General features: G+C 34.4%; 14 protein-coding genes and 1 tRNA gene. 10 read left to right on the forward strand and 5 right to left on the reverse strand.

Going from position 1 to position 20,383, the window contains the following annotated elements; all coding sequences use genetic code 11:
- Positions 1-1,818 (forward strand): PKD domain-containing protein (locus P8I29_07140; GenBank protein MDG1917565.1); only part of this gene is annotated, 1,818 nt, incomplete at its 5' end.
- A 1-nt stretch (position 1,819) separates the two neighbouring features.
- Here the strand turns inward: P8I29_07140 and P8I29_07145 are convergent.
- Positions 1,820-3,256, reverse strand: coding sequence for an FAD-linked oxidase C-terminal domain-containing protein (locus tag P8I29_07145; GenBank protein MDG1917566.1), 1,437 nt, complete (start codon positions 3,254-3,256; stop codon positions 1,820-1,822).
- Positions 3,257-3,276: 20 nt separating this feature from the next.
- Between P8I29_07145 and P8I29_07150 the strand changes: the two genes are divergently transcribed.
- The 4 genes from P8I29_07150 to P8I29_07165 are packed head-to-tail and all read left to right on the forward strand — an operon-like array spanning position 3,277 to position 8,143.
- On the forward strand, positions 3,277-5,433 hold the full coding sequence (locus tag P8I29_07150) for a S9 family peptidase (protein MDG1917567.1): 2,157 nt from the start codon (positions 3,277-3,279) through the stop codon (positions 5,431-5,433).
- Positions 5,434-5,487: 54 nt separating this feature from the next.
- Entirely contained in the window at positions 5,488-7,107 is a 1,620-nt protein-coding gene (locus P8I29_07155) for a peptide MFS transporter (protein MDG1917568.1), read from the forward strand.
- A gap of 13 nt (positions 7,108-7,120) precedes the next feature.
- Entirely contained in the window at positions 7,121-7,582 is a 462-nt protein-coding gene (locus P8I29_07160; GenBank protein MDG1917569.1) for a thioredoxin family protein, read from the forward strand.
- Positions 7,583-7,585: 3 nt separating this feature from the next.
- Positions 7,586-8,143, forward strand: coding sequence for a thioredoxin fold domain-containing protein (locus P8I29_07165; GenBank protein ID MDG1917570.1), 558 nt, complete (start codon positions 7,586-7,588; stop codon positions 8,141-8,143).
- Between the two features lie 58 nt (positions 8,144-8,201).
- Here P8I29_07165 and P8I29_07170 read toward each other — a convergent pair.
- Positions 8,202-8,275 (reverse strand) — tRNA-His (locus tag P8I29_07170).
- Positions 8,276-8,350: 75 nt separating this feature from the next.
- Between P8I29_07170 and P8I29_07175 the strand changes: the two genes are divergently transcribed.
- A complete protein-coding gene (locus P8I29_07175) occupies positions 8,351-10,453 on the forward strand; it encodes a cation-translocating P-type ATPase (GenBank protein ID MDG1917571.1) in 2,103 nt (700 codons plus the stop codon).
- 7 nt (positions 10,454-10,460) lie between these two features.
- Positions 10,461-13,829 (forward strand): discoidin domain-containing protein, encoded by a 3,369-nt coding sequence (locus P8I29_07180; protein ID MDG1917572.1) that lies wholly within the window; start codon positions 10,461-10,463, stop codon positions 13,827-13,829.
- A gap of 2 nt (positions 13,830-13,831) precedes the next feature.
- On the opposite strand, the gene bshB1 is transcribed toward P8I29_07180, so the two are convergent.
- Genes bshB1 through ccsA form a run of 3 tightly spaced genes read right to left on the reverse strand, consistent with a single transcriptional unit; the run spans position 13,832 to position 18,173 of the window.
- Entirely contained in the window at positions 13,832-14,539 is a 708-nt protein-coding gene (gene bshB1 / locus P8I29_07185; GenBank protein MDG1917573.1) for a bacillithiol biosynthesis deacetylase BshB1, read from the reverse strand.
- A complete protein-coding gene (locus P8I29_07190) occupies positions 14,524-15,027 on the reverse strand; it encodes a glutathione peroxidase (protein ID MDG1917574.1) in 504 nt (167 codons plus the stop codon). Before P8I29_07190 ends, bshB1 begins: the two co-directional genes overlap by 16 nt.
- Before the next feature lie 44 nt (positions 15,028-15,071).
- Positions 15,072-18,173, reverse strand: coding sequence for a cytochrome c biogenesis protein CcsA (gene ccsA, locus P8I29_07195; GenBank protein MDG1917575.1), 3,102 nt, complete (start codon positions 18,171-18,173; stop codon positions 15,072-15,074).
- Between the two features lie 72 nt (positions 18,174-18,245).
- Between ccsA and P8I29_07200 the strand changes: the two genes are divergently transcribed.
- The 3 genes from P8I29_07200 to P8I29_07210 are packed head-to-tail and all read left to right on the forward strand — an operon-like array spanning position 18,246 to position 20,382.
- Entirely contained in the window at positions 18,246-18,992 is a 747-nt protein-coding gene (locus tag P8I29_07200; protein ID MDG1917576.1) for a DUF2520 domain-containing protein, read from the forward strand.
- Complete coding sequence (locus P8I29_07205; GenBank protein ID MDG1917577.1) at positions 18,989-19,489, forward strand: HAD-IIIA family hydrolase; 501 nt, start codon at positions 18,989-18,991, stop codon at positions 19,487-19,489. The genes P8I29_07200 and P8I29_07205 overlap by 4 nt, the downstream gene beginning before the upstream one ends.
- Positions 19,477-20,382, forward strand: a complete 906-nt coding sequence (locus tag P8I29_07210) for a geranylgeranylglycerol-phosphate geranylgeranyltransferase (GenBank protein MDG1917578.1) — start codon at positions 19,477-19,479, stop codon at positions 20,380-20,382. Before P8I29_07205 ends, P8I29_07210 begins: the two co-directional genes overlap by 13 nt.
- Position 20,383 lies beyond the last annotated feature (1 nt).

Raw genomic sequence — 20,383 nt, forward strand, 5'->3', positions numbered from 1 at the left:
TCTGGACTGGTATCTTTTAATAATACTTCATCCAATTCAACATCTGTAGAATGGTTTTTTGGAGACAACAGCACTTCAACTGAAAATAATAGTTCACATCAATATCAAATCGACGGAAGCTATGAAGTAAAATTGGTTGCCACCAATGCTTTAGGTACAGATACTATTAGTCAAACTATAACCATTGATGTTTTAGATATGCCATCAGCTTCTAATAACGAAAGTTGTACTCCTACTTCGCTAGAATTAATAGCATCAGCCAACAACCCTAACGCTGAAATAAATTGGTATGACAGCCAAACGAATGGAAACTTAGTTTATACTGGAGAAAACTATACTACTGAAGTATTAAACTCTACAACATTATTTTATGTGTCAACCTCAGAGGTTATTAATTCAGGTAATGTAGGTCCATCGGAACACGAAGGTAACAACGAATATAGCGGTTCATCATCTAGTGTTGGATCAATAGTTTTTAGTGTTTACGAAAGCTTTATTCTTGAATCTGTTGATGTTTACACCAATCAAGCTGGAGAAAGAAAGATTGTTTTGTTAGATAACAATGACAATATATTACAGGAGCACACTGAAAATATTCCTGTTTCAAATAACGAGCCACACACTATAGTACTAAACTTTCAAATAAACCCAGGAATGAACTATAAATTGGCAACTGATAACGAGGTCAGTATCGCTAATTTTGGTGGAGAAAACCCTCAATTAAAAAGAACAAGTAGTGCAGTCCCACTTTACTTCCCTTATAACTACAACAACACATTGAGCATAACAAGCTCTTACTGGGGAAATGAAACGCTAACAGATTATTATTACTATTTCTACAACTGGAATGTCAAAGAAATTTGTTCAAGCCCTCGACTAGCTGTAGAAGCTAAAATAGGTAGTAATGAAACTCTTAGCATTACCATTGATGAGAATTGCCCTTACGATAGCCTAACACTCACAGCAAATGGAAACTTCGTGTCATATGAGTGGAATAATCAGTCAACGAATCAAAATTTAACAATTAACGATACTGGTCAATACACCATTAATGCATACGATTCATTAGGTTGTTTGGCTAGCGAAACCATTGATATTCCGTCGATTTTAACTTTCGAAATTAATGCTAATCAAGTTTTGTGTGAAGGTTCATCAATTTTTCTACAATGTTTGTCAGGTCTAGACTCATACACATGGAGTACTGGGGAAACTAGTAACGCTATATCAATAAGTTCTAGCGGTGACTATTCTGTTGAAGCAATTGACAATAACGGTTGCGAACTTTCTGACGAAATTTTTGTTCCGATTATTACTCCTCAACAAGTTGAGATTCTAACGTCAATGGATTCTTTAATAATTTGCAAAAATTCTGACTTCAATTTTAATGTATCTCCCACTTTTGATAATTCCATTTGGAATAATAGTGTAACTGGTTTAATCTACATGGGAACAGCATCTACACTGGGTGAAAACATCATTACGGTCTTGGCTCAAGATGAAAACGGCTGCTATTCTAATGATACCATAACTCTTAAAGTAGTAGATTGTGCTTCTATTGAAGAGTACTTGTCTAACACTATGCTATTCCCAAATCCAACAAGAGGCGAATTTATCATTCAACATACTTCACTAAATGATGAAATTCAAGCTATAAGAATAATTGATGTTCAGAGTAGAGTAATAGAAGAAAGAGTGTCAAAATATTCCAATGGTATTTTAAACGAAAGATTTGATATAAGCAGATTAAATTCTGGTCTATATCTTGTTGAATTAATCGGTAAGAAAGGTAAATCTGTAAGAAAGGTTATTCTAAGGTAATCTAAACGAATACTTTTTTAGGATTCAAAATGCCCTTAGGGTCAAAAATAGATTTTATACCCTTTTGAATGGCTATATTCTCTTCAGTAAAGGCAATATCCATATAGCCTTTTTGGACTAGCCCTATTCCGTGTTCACCACTTATAGTTCCGCCAAGACCAACTGTTAATTCAAAAATTTCTCTTATGCCTTTGGATAAATCATTATTCCAAGCCTCATCACTCATATCACCTTTAATAATATTGATATGTAAATTACCATCACCCGCATGACCATAGCAAACAGAAGTAAAACCGTGTTTTTCACCAATAGATTTCACTCCTTTCAATAATTGTGGTAATTCAGCTCTAGGAACAACGGTATCTTCTTCTTTATAAACACTATTACTCTTAACAGCCTCACCTACCGCCCTTCTCATTTTCCATAGTTGATCTTTTTGTTGAGAAGAGTCAGCGAATAAGATTTCATCGCAATCGTATTGCTCCATAACTTCAGTTATTTTTTCGCAATCTTTGAAAAGCGTATCCATATCATTACCATCTACCTCTACTAGCAAATGAGCTTGAATATCTTCATTGATAGGCACATTCATTTCGGTAAATTTTAATGTCCAGTCAATAGCATCTCTTTCCATAAATTCTAGTGCTGAAGGGGTTATACCCGCTCTAAAAACTGCAGAAACAGCCTCACATGCTTTTTCAGCAGAACGAAAAGGAACCAAAAGTGTTAAATCGTGAGTAGGATGAGGAATAAGTTTAAATACAATTTTGGTTATCACACCAAGTGTACCCTCACTCCCAACCATAAGTTGGGTTAAATTATATCCTGTTGAATTTTTAAGAACGTTAGCCCCTGTCCATATAATGTCTCCTGATGGCAAAACAACCTCAAGGTTTAAGACATAGTCTTTAGTCACTCCATACTTAAGAGCTTTGGGTCCGCCAGAATTTTCAGCTAGATTACCACCTAAGAAGCTACTTCCTTTACTTGCTGGATCTGGAGGATAAAACAAACCCTTTTCTTGAACAGCGTCTTTAAATACTTGATTAATAACACCTGGCTCAACGGTTGCTTGCAAATTACGCTCGTCAATTTCTATAATATTATTGAACCGTTCCATACTCATAGCAACACCTCCACAAACGGGCAACGAACCACCGCTTAAACCTGTTCGAGCACCACAAGGTGTTACGGGAATAGTTTGCTCATTACAATACTTCATTATTTTAGAAACCTCATCTGTACTACTAGGCTTTAAAACAATTTCAGGGTAATACTTTAAGTCTTCAGTTTCATCATGTGCGTAATCATGAATACTCTCATCATCTAAAAAGATTCCTTTATCATCTAAAAAAGAATGAAAAAAATCTAAATCAACCGAACTTATCTTCTTGAATTCCATTTCCAACATTTTGGCAAAATTAAGTAAATTCGCCATTCTATAAACATAAAACTCTCATGAGAAAAATATATCTGATTTATCTATTACTATTTCCTCTAGCATTATTTGCTCAAAAAAAGAAAATTACCCTTGAAAATATCTGGAAAACCTACGACTTCTATCCTAAATCGGTTAGTGGCTTTAACTCCATGCAAGACGGAAATTATTATAGCAAACTAGACAAGAAAGAGGATAATACTGAAATCAACAAATATAGTTTCCGTTCAGGTCAGAAAGTACGAATGCTTGTAAGTTCAAAAAACTTAGACATAGACATTAGTAAATATACATTCTCCAATGATGAAAAGAAAATTCTATTTGCAACTGAAACTCAAAGCATCTACCGTTACAGTTCCAAATCCATTTACTATACCTACGATATCAGAACCAAGAAATTAGAAAAATTATGCGACGATATGGTTATGTACGCTGACTTTTCACCTTCAGGAGATAAAGTAGCATATGTGAATGCCAATAATCTGTTTGTAAAAAACTTGTCCAATGGAAATACTATTAAAATAACTAATGACGGAGAATTCAATCGCATCATTAACGGAGCAACGGATTGGGTTTATGAAGAAGAGTTTGGTTTAGTACAAGCTTTCTTTTGGTCACCTGACGGAAAACAAATTGCCTTTTATAAATTCGATGAAAGTGAAGTAAAAGAGTTTTCAATGGATATGTTTAAAAATGAACTTTACCCTAGTCAATACGAATTCAAATACCCTAAAGCTGGTGAAGACAATTCAAAAATAAGTATTCATCTTTACAACCTTGAAGATAAAAATACGACTAAGATTGCTTTGGATAAAGACTACGAATACCTGCCAAGAATGAATTGGACTAAGAAAGAAGGTTTGCTTTATGTAATAGCAATGAATAGACATCAAAACACATTGGATTTCATTTTGTACAATACTTCAGATAAAACAAGTGAAGTATTGTTCTCTGAAAAAGACCCCTATTACATTGACATTCATGACAACACCACTTTTACCGATAACCAAAAAAGTCTAGTTTGGTCTTCAGAAAAAAGCGGTTTTAACCACCTATACTTGGTTAATCTTCAAGATGGCAATATGCAGCAAATTACATCAGGCGATTGGGAAGTAACAAAATACCACGGCATGAATAGCGATGGAAACAAGGTATTTTATACTTCAAATGAAGATGGAGCCATTAATAGAAGTCTATATTGTATTAACTTAGATGGAAGTAACAAAACTAAACTATCAACAAATTTAGGAACTCATAGCAGTACGTTCAGTAATGGAATGAAATACTACTCTAACACCTACTCTACTGCAGACACACCGCCTTACATTAGCTTACATAGCAACACAGGTAAACAAATTAGAGTTTTAGAAGATAATACTGAACTATCCTCTACAATGTCAGAATTTGACCTATCCAAAAAAGAATTCTTCTCATTTACTACTTCTGAAGATGTCAGCCTCAATGGCTGGATGATAAAACCATCTGACTTTGACGAAACCAAGCAATATCCTGTTTTTATGTTTTTGTATGGCGGTCCAGGCTCACAGCAAGTGCTAAACTCGTGGGGTTGGTTCAATTATTTTTGGTATCAGCATCTTGCTCAAAAAGGCTATATAGTCGTTTGTGTAGATAATAGAGGAACAGGTGGTAGAGGGGCTGAATTTAAAAAAATGACCTATCAGCAATTAGGCAAATACGAAACAATTGACCAGATAGAAGCTAATAAATACTTGGCTAGTCTGGACTACGTTGATGGCAATAGAATTGGTATTCAAGGCTGGAGCTATGGAGGCTATATGTCATCCTTAGCAATTACAAAAGGAGCTGATGTTTTCAAAATGGCAATAGCAGTTGCACCAGTAACAAATTGGAGGTACTATGACAACATTTATACTGAAAGGTATATGCGAACACCCCAAGAGAATGCTTCAGGCTATGACGACAACTCCCCCATCAATCATGTTGATAGTTTAAAAGGAAGTTATTTACTCATACATGGAACAGCAGATGACAATGTTCACGTTCAAAACACCTATGAAATGGTCTCCGCTCTAGTAAAAGCTAACAAACAATTCGATTTATTCGTCTATCCAGATAAAAATCATGGTATCTATGGTGGAAATACTCGACTCCATCTTTATCATAAAATGACGAATTTCATTGAAGACAACTTATAAAAACATTTTATTGCTATATTCGAAGTCAATTTTTTAATTAAAAAATAAGAACTAATGAGTCAACAAAATCAAGAAATGCTAGGGCACCCTAAAGGATTATTTTATCTCTTTTTTGCCGAATTATGGGAACGTTTTTCATACTATGGAATGCGAGCATTACTAACCCTTTATATGGTAAATGAATTCTTCATGTATATCACCGATGAAGCATATAGAGAAGAAATGTCTTTTGGAATTTTTGCAGCATATGGTTCATTAGTATATGCAACCCCTGTACTTGGCGGAATGATTGCAGATAAGTTTATTGGATTTAAAAAATCTATTATGCTGGGAGGTATCTTAATGGCCTTAGGACACTTTTTTATGGCTTTTTACTTCGAATCTGACGTTTTAGGAATGAATGTTACTGCCGTAAATAACTTCTTCTTCTACGCTGCTTTAGCGTTATTGATTGTAGGAAACGGATTCTTTAAACCTAACATTTCAACAATGGTAGGAAGACTATATCCTGAGGGAGACTCTAGAAGAGATTCTGGTTTCACAATATTCTATATGGGAATTAATGCTGGTGCATTCTTAGCACCTCTAGTGTGTGGTTGGTTAGGTTACGAATTTGGATGGCACGTTGGTTTTGGTGCCGCTGGTGTAGGTATGCTAGCTGGATTATTTGTCTTCATGAGAGGTATGAACTCTGGAGTATTCGGTGATAATGGTGAACAACCCGAAGAATATAAAGAAAAGAAAATGTATGGATTAAGAACAGATCACTTCTTTTATGTGGTAGCTTTATTAATGGTTCCTATTTCTGCTTTCTTAGTCAAGAATAATGCCCTTGAAGTACTTGAAGGGTTTCAGCTTCACTCTTCTTTACTAACCGTTTTAGGTATAGTAATCCTTGGAATTATCATTAAAAAGATGATGGAACTTTCAAGAATGGAAGTTTTTAGATTGGTAAGTGTGCTTGTACTAACCTTACTTATTACGGTATTCTGGTCATTCTTTGAATTAGCAGGTACAGCTATTACCCTTTTTGCTGAACGTAATGTAAACCTAACACTGCTAAACGCTTCACAAACCAATGCTATTAACCCTGGTTATATTATTTTCCTTGCTATTCCATTTTCTTTGATGTGGGTGTATCTTTCGAAAACACAAAGGAACCCTATCACACCTATCAAATTTGCCTTAGGTATATTACAGTTAGGCCTAGGTTTTATTGTATTTGCTATGAGTGCTCAATTTATGGATGCTGATGGTCGTACCCCTTTTATGTTCTTAATGATTGGTTATTTACTATTAACTACTGGAGAGTTGTTTATTTCCCCTATTGGACTTTCTAAAGTAACAGAACTATCACCAAAAAGTATGACAGCATTTATGATGGGTGTTTACTTCCTATCATCCTCATATGCACATTATATTTCTGGTGCAATTGCTAAGTTAACCACCTCTACAGAATCAGGCACAGCCCCTGAACCTGGATTTATGACAACAATGATTGAGAAAGTTACAGGCTTTGCTGGTGGCTTCACAGAATCTAGTGTTGAAGGTGTTCAATCTCTTCTAAGCTACACCTCTGTTTTCACTCAAGTTGGGGTTGTGGCAATAGGAATGGCTATTTTATCGTTTATAATATCACCAATACTTAAAAAATGGATGCATGGCGTTCACTAAAAAAATAAATGAAATGAAAAATATACTTATTGTTTGTACCCTTTTGATCAGCTCACTAACGCTTTATTCACAAGAGAATGATGGTTGGTTGCTAAACTTTGATAAAGCTGCTGAGCTATCTATGAAAACTGGCAAGCCTATTCTTGCAAATTTCACTGGAAGCGATTGGTGTGGTTGGTGTATTAGATTAAAAAAAGAAGTTTTTGTAACACCTGCTTTTAAAAAATGGGCTGATGAAAACGTTATACTTCTTGAACTTGATTACCCAAGAAGAACACCACAAACTGAAGAAATTAAAAAACAAAATCGAGAGCTTCAGCAATTCTTTAAAGTAAGAGGTTATCCAACACTACACATGTTCAATGTTGGAATAGCAGACGGAAAAACTCAAATTACTTCTTTAGGAAAAACAGGCTATGTAGCTGGAGGTCCAACACCTTGGATTGCCAATGCAAATAATTATCTTAAAAAATAAATAATGAAACAATTCTTTTTCACTTTAATGGTTTTCACTTTACCATTTGCAGTCGTTTCTTGTAACGAAAATGAAGGCAAAAAAGTAAAAAAAGAAACCAACCTTAAACAAATCATTAAATCAAGTAACGCTTATTCATCTATTGAATGGTTATCTCTCGATGAACTTGATGCGAAGATGAAAGAATCGCCACGAAAAGTGATTTTATTATTTACAAAAAAGGGCTGCCCTTTTTGCAAAGAAATGAAAGAAACCACATTACAAGATAGTGAGATTATTAAATTAATTAATAATAATTATTATGCGGTAATGCTAGATGGTAAAAGCAAAGACACCATAACTTTCAAAGGAATTGATTATGTCAATGATGCTAGTATCGAAAAAGATCCTAAATCTACATGGAGACATAACTTATTTGCTGAATTAGTTGAACCATATAATGGCGGATACTATTGGCCCTCAACAGTATTACTAGATACCGAACTTGAAAAAATTAAAAGTTTCCCAGGTTCACAAAAACCAGCTCAATTTAAGCGATTGCTAATGAGCTACACAAGGTAGACAAACCCCACATAATAAAACAAAAAAAGGTCTTGCAAACGCAAGACCTTTTACTTTGGGTGGATGATGGGATTCGAACCCACGACCCTCGGTACCACAAACCGATGCTCTAACCAACTGAGCTACAACCACCATTGGGACGGCAAATATATAAATTTAGAAAAATAAGAGCCCTTTTTTTTACAAAAAAACTACCTTTGAAAAACCATGACTAATGCTAATAAATATCAGAGTCTAAATATTTCAGGCATGACCTGTGCCAATTGCGCTAAAGGAATTGAGAAACATTTATCGAAACAAGGTATAAAAGAAGTAAATGTTGATTTTTCAAATTCAGAAGCTCATTATTTAAGTGAAAATACAAATGTAGATTATGTCATCAAAGAAATTGAATCCATTGGCTTTAAAGCAAAAAAAGATGTCATAGAAGAAAAGAGTATAGTAGAAAAGTTATTCGCCTTTTGTTTAATATTGACTATACCCCTATTTAGTCATATGTTTATAAATGAAAATCATATTCTTCAAAACCCTATTCTACAGTTTTTTCTGGCCCTACCTGTATATATTGTAGGCTGTTATTATTTTGGCAGAAGTGCTTGGAACTCTTTAAAAATTGGCGTTCCAAATATGGATGTTCTTATTATGATGGGGACAACAGCAGCATTTTTTTATAGTATTTCTGGTACTCTTATTTTTTGGGGAACAATCGAGGCACACCAATATCTATTTTTTGAAACGACCGCCACCATTATCACCTTAGTTCTGCTCGGAAATGTTTTAGAACATCGTTCGGTCAAACAAACCACTTCAGCCATAAAAGATTTAAGCTCAATACAAAACCTTGAGGCTAAAAGAGAAAAAACAGATGGCACTATTGAAACTGTATCTTTTAAAAACATAGTCAAAGAAGATATCTTACTTGTTAACTCAGGAGATAAAGTGCCCACTGATGGTACTATTATTTCTGGGGAAGGATATTTTGATGAATCCATGATGACTGGAGAAAGTCATTCCATTTTAAAAAAAAGTAATGAAGATGTAGTTGGCGGCACAATTCTTTTAAATGGTAATATTAAGATGATAGCGAAAAAAGTAGGTGAAGATACTGTTCTATCACACATCATCAAACTTATTAAAAAAGCCCAAAGCAATAAACCTAACATTCAACGACTTGGCGACAAGGTCAGTTCAATATTTGTTCCTGTTGTGCTATTGATAGCCATACTAACATTTACATTAAGCTATTTAGTCTTTGACATCAGCCTATCTCAAGCAATTATGCGATCGATTGCTGTATTGGTAATTTCCTGTCCTTGTGCAATGGGCTTAGCAACTCCTACTGCCGTAATGGTTGGCTTAGGAAGAGCTGCCAAAAATGGAATCCTAATTAAAGGGGGTAATACCCTAGAAGAGTTTGCGAAAGTAAAAAACATCGTCTTTGATAAAACAGGCACTCTTACTACAGGTAACTTTAAGATAGACAGTATTGATTGTGAAGATAAACAACGAAAAGAGGTGGTTAATTTACTCTATTCTTTAGAACTGCATTCTTCGCACCCTATTGCAAAATCCATCATTAAAGAGCTTGAAAACGAAGCCATAGTGTTAGAGTTGGAAGAAATAAAAGAAATAAAAGGACAAGGGATACAAGCAAAGTGGAAAGGAGATTTATACAAATTAGGTTCAGCTCATTTTGTTAATCACAAAGAAGGAAAACAACAACTCTTCTTATTTAAGAACAATGGATTTTTGGCAGGGATAAATTGCTCCGATGAAATAAAAGAAAACCTTAAAGAGACCATTTTAGAACTTAACAAAGAAGGTTTATCAACCACCATGTTAAGTGGTGATAAAATTGAAAAATGTAAATCCGTTGGCAACGCCATCGGCATTTATAACGTTTATGGCGAACACTTACCTCACGAGAAACTTGAAAAGATCGACCATCTTAATAAGCAAGGTCTTACAGCTATGATTGGAGATGGAATTAATGATGCACCAGCACTAGCAAAAGCACATGTAGGAATATCCTTAGGAGGAAGTACAGAAGTAGCTATAGAGTCTGCACAAATTGTTCTACTTAATACTGAGAACTTAAAACAAATAACCTTAGCATATAAAATCAGTAAACACACTCTTAAAACTATTAAACAAAATTTGTTTTGGGCATTTTCCTATAACATTGTTGCAATACCTATTGCAGCACTAGGATTTTTAAATCCTATGTGGGGTGCTTTATTTATGGCCTTTTCTGATGTTATTGTTATTGGGAATTCACTAAGATTAAAACGAAAAAACATCTCTAAATAAAATAATTATGCGATTACTTACCACCATTATATATTGCTTGTTTTTTTCATTGCAACTTACAGCACAAGACAAATTTAACTCACACGATTTTATTAAAGGAAATATTCCGTCATATAAGCCCTCATTCGACAACTCTTACCCTGCATGGGGAAAAATGTTATATGATGAAAATCCAAACTTCCTCGAGATACAAAAAAAATATAATGAATGGAAAAAAAATCCTAGTACTGAATTCAAAGCGATTGAACGCTATTATAAAATATGGGTTAGGAATATCAAACCCTATGTACGAGTTAATGGGGAAATAGTCTCACAAATAAACACCCCACCTCCTGCTACTCAACAAAGCATATCTTCAGAAAATGAATGGTCATTTTTAGGACCCAAAGAAACTTTTTTTCTTAATGAAAGTGGAGGCGAAATGTTACCTTCTAGTTGTCCGTGGCAAGTAAATGTATATTCATTCGATGTATCAAAAAGCAATGACTCCATTCTTTATTGTGGTACTGAAACTGGCTTTGTCAACAAATCAACAGACAAGGGAGACAGTTGGGTAATGTTGGCAAAAGATTATAGTTTTAACGGTGGGATTACAGCCTTAGCTATAGATCCACAAAACGAACAAACCGTATATGTAGCCGCAGGTGCACAACTTCATAAAACCAATGACGGAGGAGAAAACTGGAATACACTACTTGTTTCTGACGGCTTATTCTATTCTGACAAAATTATTATTGATGAATCCAATTCAGACAAAATAATTGCAGCAGGCTCAAATGGCATTTTTTATTCTACTGATGAAGGGCTTAATTGGTCAAACCCATGGGAATATCAATCTTATGATGTACATTTTAAAAGTAATGATGCATCTATAGTATTTGCTATAACTACCGTTAACGGAGATTTTAAACTTATTAAATCTAATAATGGTGGGGCTAGTTTTTCTACTGTCTCTTCTTTTCCGAGCAATATTGCAGATGAATCAGGTGCATTGTTAGCAGTAAGCCCAGATGATTCCGAAAGTATTTTTGCTCTACTCTTAAGTAGTAATGACACACCCCTACTCTACAAAGGAAACTTAGCTATGGATAGTTGGGAAGTCCTTGCCACTGGGCAAACTGATGATTTTCCCCTAGAAAATTGGCAAGGGTTTTATGATCTAGTTTTTGAAGTATCACCAGATGATGCTGACGTAATATTTGCAGGAACGTCAAGTTTATACAAATCAACAAATGGTGGTGAAAGTTTCTTTATCATAGGCGGATATGGAGGTGATTTCTCTATACATCCAGATGCCCAATACATGATATTACTCGAAAACAACGAAGCATGGTTAGCAACCGACGGTGGCTTTACCTATTCAACAGATAATTTCACTAATACCAATAATGCATACTCCAAAAACAAAAACTTAGTTGGTTCAGATATGTGGGGTTTTGATCAAGGATGGAATGAAGATATCGTTGTTGGTGGTCGATATCATAATGGTAATACTGCAATTGCTGATTTTTATCAACCTAAAGCATTGAGAATGGGCGGTGCTGAATCTCCTACAGGTTGGCTTATGAAAGGGAAAAGTAGGCATGTAGCCTTCAACGACTTAGGTCCTGGTTGGATACTTCCAAGCTCAGCGGAGTCCTCTCCTGAAGGTCGATTTCCTTTTAACAAGTATCCTAATATGGATGAGTATGGTGGTAGAAGAGGAAATATGGTATTCCATACCAATTATTATGAAGTAATATTTTTGGGTGAAGGAAATAGCTTTTGGAAAAGTAACGATATGGGGCAATCATTTGAGCTTCTACACAACTTTGGGCAAAGGGTTAGATATCTACAAATTTCATATAGTGATCCCAATGTGATTTATGCTGACGTTGTCAATCAAGGATTACATAAATCAGAAGATGGCGGTTATACCTGGATAGCTAAACCTAGTTTAACTAACGGAGAAAATGGAGATAGCTTTTGGAAAGGAAAGCTACATTTTGATATTTCTCCCAATGACCCAAACACAATTTACGCTTGTTTGCAAAATGGAATATGGTCAGCAGATTTAGGCAAAATTTTTAAATCAACAGATGGAGGAGACAATTGGACAGATTGGACAGAAAACCTAAACCCCTATTCGAAGTCTTTAGTTGTCCAACCTGACGGATCAGGTAATGATATCGTCTACTTATTTACCTCAAACATCAATAGTGAAAACGCTAATTGCTATATTCGAAGACATGGAGAAAGTGAATGGTCAATTTATGGCACTGATTTCCCTGTAGGCACAGACCCAAACCATGCTCTTCCATTTTTTAGAGATAGTAAAATAAGAGTTGCTGGAACATCAGGTGTATGGGAAAATGATTTAGACGAAATTGATTTTTTGCCTATCATTCAACCTTGGGTCAATCGACCGATAATTGATTGTGTTTTCGACACTATACAATTGGAAGATCATTCTATTTTAAATCATGAAAACTGTAGCTGGCAGTGGACAATCGAACCTGAGCCTATTTATATTGAAAATGAAAATATAAGAAATCCAATGGTGATCTTGGGAGAGGTTGGAAATTATACTGTCACCCTAAGCGTCACAAAAGATGGAACAACCTATTCTAAAACCATAGAAGATATGATTTATGCTAAAGAATGTCCTTCAATAGAAAATTGTGACAACCCTGCTATTGTACCCAAAGAAAATTGGGACTTAGTGTATTTCGATAGTGAAGAAAGCAATTATCCAGGTTATGCAAGTATGGCTTTTGACGGCAATACAAGTACAATTTGGCACACTCAATGGAGTACTGGCAATACACCTTACCCTCATCAATTAGAAATTGATTTTAATAATGAATTTAAAATTTATGAGTTCACTTATAAAACAAGACAAGATGGTGAAAATGGTAGGATTAAGGATATGGAGATCTATTTTAGCAACGATTTATTGGATTATGGAGAGCCTGATACAATAGTCGAATTTGAAAATACAGCTGCACCTCAAACAATTATTTTTCAAAACCCCAAAGTAGGAAGGTATATAAAGATAGTTGCTTTATCAGAGGTCAATGGCGGTCCATGGGCGTCAGCAGCTGAATTTGATATAAAAGCCTGTTACAACACTTCTGCAATTGAAACTAAAGGTTTTAATTATCTTAAAGCATATCCTATACCTACAAATGGTAATTTGAGAGTATCTCTACCTTCTCTTAATTCATATTACTACACTATATATACTATAGATGGTAAAGAAATAAAGAAAGGAAAGACTGACATGAGTATAGATTATTTTGAAATTGATTTATCTGATTATAATGACGGCATTTATATCATTAAATTACAGTCGTATGACGGAAAGGAATATTTGATAAAATCAATAAAAGAATAAAATTATCTGAGTGTATCTAAACTATCAACAGCTACTAGTTTTTCAGTTGTAAAACCTTCTGCATACTCCATTCTAGACAATCGCCCTAAATTGGATGCTCGATAGCGTACGCTATCTAAAAACCCTTGACTGGAAATTATAGTTTCAGGCTCATCGGAATTAGCGTCAAAAAATTGTGAACTAAAGGCTTTAACAGCCTCCATTTTTTGTGTCATAAAATCACTAATATCTACCACAAAGTTAGGCTCTATTTCTTCAAATTGGATATAATGATAAACTACCTCAGGCCGCCAAGCCTCTTGTCCTGTATCAATCTTAGATAATCCTGCTAAAAAACAAGCTGTTGAAACTAAATCAGAACCTTTCTTATGATCTGGATGTCTGTCGCTGACAGCATTAGCCAAAACAATTCTAGGACGATACTCACGAATTATTTTGACTATCTCTAATTGATGTATTTCATCGTTTTGAAAAAAACCATCCCTAAAATTCATGTTATGTCGGATTTCAACACCAAGAATTTGAGCCGCTATAGCAGCTTCTTTATCTCTAATTTCAGCACTACCTCGAGTTCCTAGCTCTCCTCGTGTAAGGTCTACAATACCTATCCTACTTCCTAAAGAGATTTGCTTTGCTATAGTACCACCACAGCCTAGCTCTACATCATCAGGATGCGCACCAAAAGCTAATATATCTAACTGTTTATCCATTTTACAATTTTCTTTGATTTGGGACTGGTAGTTGGTAAAAAATAATCTACCCAATATCCATTTTCATCGATAGTAAACTTTTGAAAGTTCCACAAAACCGATACATTTTTCTTCCCATTTTTATTTTTTTCTGTCAACCATTGATAAAAGGGATGTTTATGTTTTCCCTTTACCGATACTTTTTCAAAAATAGTAAAAGTTACACCATAATTTTTTTGACAAAAAGAAGATATCTTTTCATTGTCACTATACTCTTGGTTAGCAAAATCAGAAGATGGGAATGCTAAAACTTCAAAATTCTGTTCTTTATTCTCTTGATACAACGCTTCCAACTGCTTATATTGAGGTGTTAAACCACACTTTGACGCCACATTAACTACTAGTATTTTTTTACCCTTCAAACTTGACATATCGAACTCAACACCATCTATGGTTTTAAGTTTAAAATCATAAAAAGATTGACTTTCTGATGTATTGTAACTATTCATACAACTCAAAAAAACAGTTAGTAGAAATACGCTTTGGTATTTTATTAATTTCTTAATTGTCTTTGTCTCCATTTAGCTAAAACAGCAACAATTGTTACTATTACAATAGAATAATACACAAATGAAGGAATGGGCATCGGGTCACCTTTTGCATAAGAGTGTAAACCAGAAAGATAAAAATTCACCCCAAAATAAGTCATAATTATTGAACTGTAGGCAACTAAGGAGGCAAGGTTAAAAGCGAAGATTCCTTTAATCTTAGGAATAAAACGCATGTGCAAGACAAAAATATAAATTAGCATACTAGCCAATGCCCAAGTTTCTTTGGGGTCCCAACCCCAATACCTTCCCCAAGATTCATTAGCCCATATACCTCCTAAAAATGTTCCTACAGATAGCATAAACAATCCTGTCGTAATACTCAACTCATTGATAAATGTCAATTCTTTCAGACTATCTCCAATTCTTTTTCTATTATTCTTATTCTGAATTATCATTAAAATCAAATTAAGGAATCCGAGCAATGCACCCAAAGCAAGAAAACCATAACTAGCTGTGATGATAGCTACGTGAATAATAAGCCAATACGAATCCAATACAGGCACCAAGTTAGTGATTTCAGGATCTAACCAATTAAGTGCTGCTACCATTAAAAGTAATGAGGATAATATAGCCGTAGCTGCAACCGTCATTAGGCTTTTTCTAGAAAAAATAAAACCTGCTAAAACAGTAGCCCATGCAATGTATATAACACTTTCATAGGCATTACTCCAAGGTGCATGACCAGATATAAACCAACGCCCCATCAAACCTACTGTATGGGCAACAAATCCAATACCAATTAAAACAAAAGCAATTTTAATAATTACATTTCGCCATTTTCTTTCCTTTAAAATTTGTTGGATAAGTAATAAAATCATTATCAAACCAACAATAGCATAGTAGTATGATAATCGATTAAATACTCTAAATTCATTATAAAAAACCTCTGTATTTATTTTCATATCAGAGGGGTAAACCTCTGAACCAAACTTCAACTGATAATTCTTTATGGCGGTCAGGGTATTATTTGGCACTTGATAGTCCCCATCTGCAATTGCTTGTTGTAAACTTTTGTAGTATATAGGTAAGATATTATTGACAAATAATGAATCTCCACCCATGAGTAAACCTTGATTCATAGAAGGCGATATCCACTTATTATTGGGGTCTTCTGGAATAGGAAAAAATCGCATAAATGAGCCATTGTAAACCATATAACATACGTTTACTCTCTCATCAACAGCCATAACCTCTTTATCGTATTTACTTCTCTCAGCGGGTTTTTTAGCATAGGCTACTTCTACCTCATTGGTAAGTATATATCTAGCCTCATCACTAAAGAAAGACAAGAAAGAAGTGTATTTATTTTCAATACCTAAATTAGCTCTGAGTTCTTCGTTATTGACTTTTATCATAGGAGCCAACTGCCATAAGTAAGGATTTTGAAGCATACCCAATACCACTTGATTAGGATTTAATCCATTGTAATCACTTTTACGGCTAACTTTTCTCAAAACTTCAGAAGATGTTGTACTGAACGGTTTTAATCGGCCACCATCATCTTGAACCACTAATCTGCCAAAGTCATTAGCATGTATCACTTCTATAGCATTGGCTTGTACTAATGAATCTACTGATGATGACGATTGAGCAAGAATGGACGATGAAAGGGAAAAGAAAAGCAATACAGTAAGCGTTCTTTTAAGTCTCAAATCATCTAGTTTCTTTCTTAAAGAAGCAAATCGTGTGTTTTTAGAAAAAATAGTAGCTATCATTCCTATGGTCATTAGAAGATAACCCAAATAGCTAACCCAAGTACCCCAAAAGTCATGATTAACAGAAAGTACTGTGCCCAATTCATCTTGGTCATATGAGGATTGAAAAAAGCGATAGCCCTTATGATCTAGCACATTATTCATAAAGACACGATGATTCGTTTCTTCTCCATCAATCAAAGTAACTTCACTTGCAAATGAAGCTGGGCTATTTGAACCTGGATATCTTTCCAATTGAAAGTCATTAAGACGAATAAAGAAAGGGGTTTGATAGTATTTAGAACCATATGAAAGCGAAAAATTTAGCCCCCCTAATTGAAACTGATTTCTATTACTTACAAAACCTTTATCGCCAAACAGCTCAACCAGTTGTTCTTCACCATTACTACTCACTTTAACTTTCAACAAGTCTTCCATTTCTTGACCCTCAGGATTGACTCCAGCATAATGTGAAAGAGTAGCCTTTTCATTTAGAATAGGAATGACAAAATTTTGACCATCAACCATATACAAGGAACGTAACATTAGGGGCTGTATACTATCTTTCTGCACCATTCCTTGAAACTGGTCTGCCATGCGCATAAACTGCCCATCTGATGGAAGCTGAACCATCAACTCATCGTCTTGATAAAAAAAGTTTACGTGACCTGGAAGAGGAGTTCCGAACGAAAAGTTAAGCCCTAAATAGCGTTTGGCCCTACCCTCTTGCAGATAATATGTTTCTCTTCCATTAGCACCTGCTAATACGATGGTAAGTGTAGGAACACCCTCTCCTACAATGAGGGTATCTACTGCGTTGGGAATAAAGTCGATATAATCTATAGAAATATCATTCTCCAAAAACTTAACGTTTTGACTAAAATCATTAGACTTTAAAAATTCTAATGGACCTTCATAATTGTGCAATAACAATGGCTTATCGTAATTAAATTGATAGGCATTATCATGTACTTTTATCTGTAAAAAAGTGCGATCTGAAACAATCAAATTTGATTGTTCACCTTCACGAATCGACATCATACCTTCGTAGCTTACATATCTAGTAATACCCGCGCCAATAACAATGAAAATAAATGAAATGTGAAAAAGTAATACCGGCCATTTTTCTTTTCGCCATAGCTTATATCGATTGATGTTAGCAATCATATTTATACTAAGTAGTACCATTATAATTTCGAACCAAGTGGTATTATATACAAGTGCTTTAGCGGTTTGAGTGCCGAAATCGTTTTCTATAAAGGTGGCATATCCGATTGCTACGAAGAATAAAAGTATCAAAATAGCCATCAGTCGCATGGAAAATAAAAAGGAGATAAACTTATCTAACATAAAGGTTTAAATTTGGAAGTACAAAATTACTTAATTTTGTGGTGATATAATATCAAATACATATAATTCAGTATGACAAAAATAACAATGATAGGTGCAGGTAATTTAGCAACACATCTTTGTCGTACTTTAAAGGATTCTGGACACGAAATTATTCAAGTTTATAGTAGGACAGAAAAATCTGCTTATGAACTTTCCAATCGAATAAATGTTCCTTATACAACAGACTTAGAAAGTATAATTTCTTCAGACTTAGCTATCATTGCAGTAAACGACGATTGTATACACAATATTGAAAAACATATTGATTTTCCAAAAGTCCATACTTCTGGGACAAAACCAATGTCAATACTTAACGGTGAAGAGATTGGTGTGTTTTATCCGTTACAAACTTTCAATAAAAACATAGAAATAAAATTTAACTCAATCCCAATCTGCATAGAAGCATCGAATACCGAACTAATGCAATCACTAACAGTACTAGCTCAATCGATATCTAGCAAAGTTGTTAAATTAAATAGTGATCAAAGGCAACGTTTGCACCTAGCTGCAGTTATAAGCTGTAACTTTAGCAACTTACTTTATCAACTTTCTGAAGAAATATGCCAAGAAGAAGACATCCCTTTTGATATATTGCAACCTTTAATTTTTGAAACAGCTAAAAAAATTCAAAAAACATCACCGTCGATGGCTCAAACAGGACCAGCTAAAAGAGGAGATTCTGAGACAATAGAAAAACACATAAAACTATTAGAAAGCAATATTGAAAAAGAAAAAATATATAAACTGCTAACAGAAAGTATTAAAAAACGGAAATGAATTATAAAGAAAAGTTAAATCACATAAAAGCATTTATTTTTGATGTAGATGGTGTTCTTACAGATGGCAAGGTGTTACTTCACCCTTCTGGAGAACAGATGAGGAGTATGAGTGTGAAAGATGGAATGGCAATTAGAGAGGCTCTAAAAAAAGGATATTTAATCGCTATCATTTCCGGTGGCAAAAGCCAAGGACTCATTGAACGATTTAAACATCTTAAAATTCATGATGTATATTTAGCCTGCGAGGATAAAAAAGATGCTCTTAGCGATTTAATACATATCCATCAATTAGATGCTAATTCTATTTTATATATGGGTGATGATATCAACGACTGGGAAGTAATGAAAGAAGTGGGTTTAGCGTCTTGTCCACAAGATGCTGTTCCAGAAATAAAAGCTATTGCCGACTATATTTCACATAAAAATGGTGGTCAAGGTTGTGTAAGAGATGTAATAGAACAAACACTTAAAGTACAAGGGAAATGGTCAAACTAATCGATTTTTTCAGACTAATAAGGATTAAAAACCTATTCATAATTGCTATTAGCCAATACCTCATTCGCTATGCGCTTATCATTCCAATAACAGAAAGCAATAGCCTGAACGACTTACAGTTTTTTTACCTAGTGCTATCAACCGTTTTTATTGCTGCTGCTGGATACATCATAAACGACTATTTTGACACTCAAGTTGATAGGCTAAACAAAAGAAAAGTTATTATTGATAACACGATTAAAAGACGTGAAGCCATTCTATGGCACTTTGTATTAAGTGGTATTGGTGTGTTTTTAGGTTTTTTTCTTGGTTGGCGAGTAGGCATATTTAATCTGGGATTTATAAACCTGTTTTGTTCTAGTGCATTATGGTTTTATTCCACTCACTTTAAAAGAGCTTATTTAAGTGGAAATCTATTAATCAGTTTATTAGCAGCTCTTGTCATTTTAATAGTGCCGTTGTACGAAATTATACCAAAGCCTATGGCAAATAGTGAGAATGCATTTTATATTATTTGCGGCTATGCCATTTTTGCATTTTTCACAACTTTCATAAGAGAAATTGTTAAAGATTTTGAAGATACCGATGGTGACAGAAAAATGGGCTACACTACATTTGCGATAGTTTCAGAGAAATCAGCAAAAAATAGTATTAGATTTATTAGTGCACTTCTCATATTAATTATTGGAGCTGTTACGGCAATTCAGATTACATACGAGGCTTATATTGCAGCTGTATATGTCATATTAGCTGTTGAAATACCATTCCTATACTTTTTTATCAAATTATTCAAACTAAATGATAAGGGAGGATATCATCATCTTAGCCAAATGATAAAATTAATTATGCTTACTGGAACACTTTCAATGTTAGTCTTTACTCTATTGTTTTAAA

It is taken from the genome of Flavobacteriales bacterium (assembly GCA_029248105.1).
Lineage (GTDB): Bacteria > Bacteroidota > Bacteroidia > Flavobacteriales > UBA7312 > UBA8444.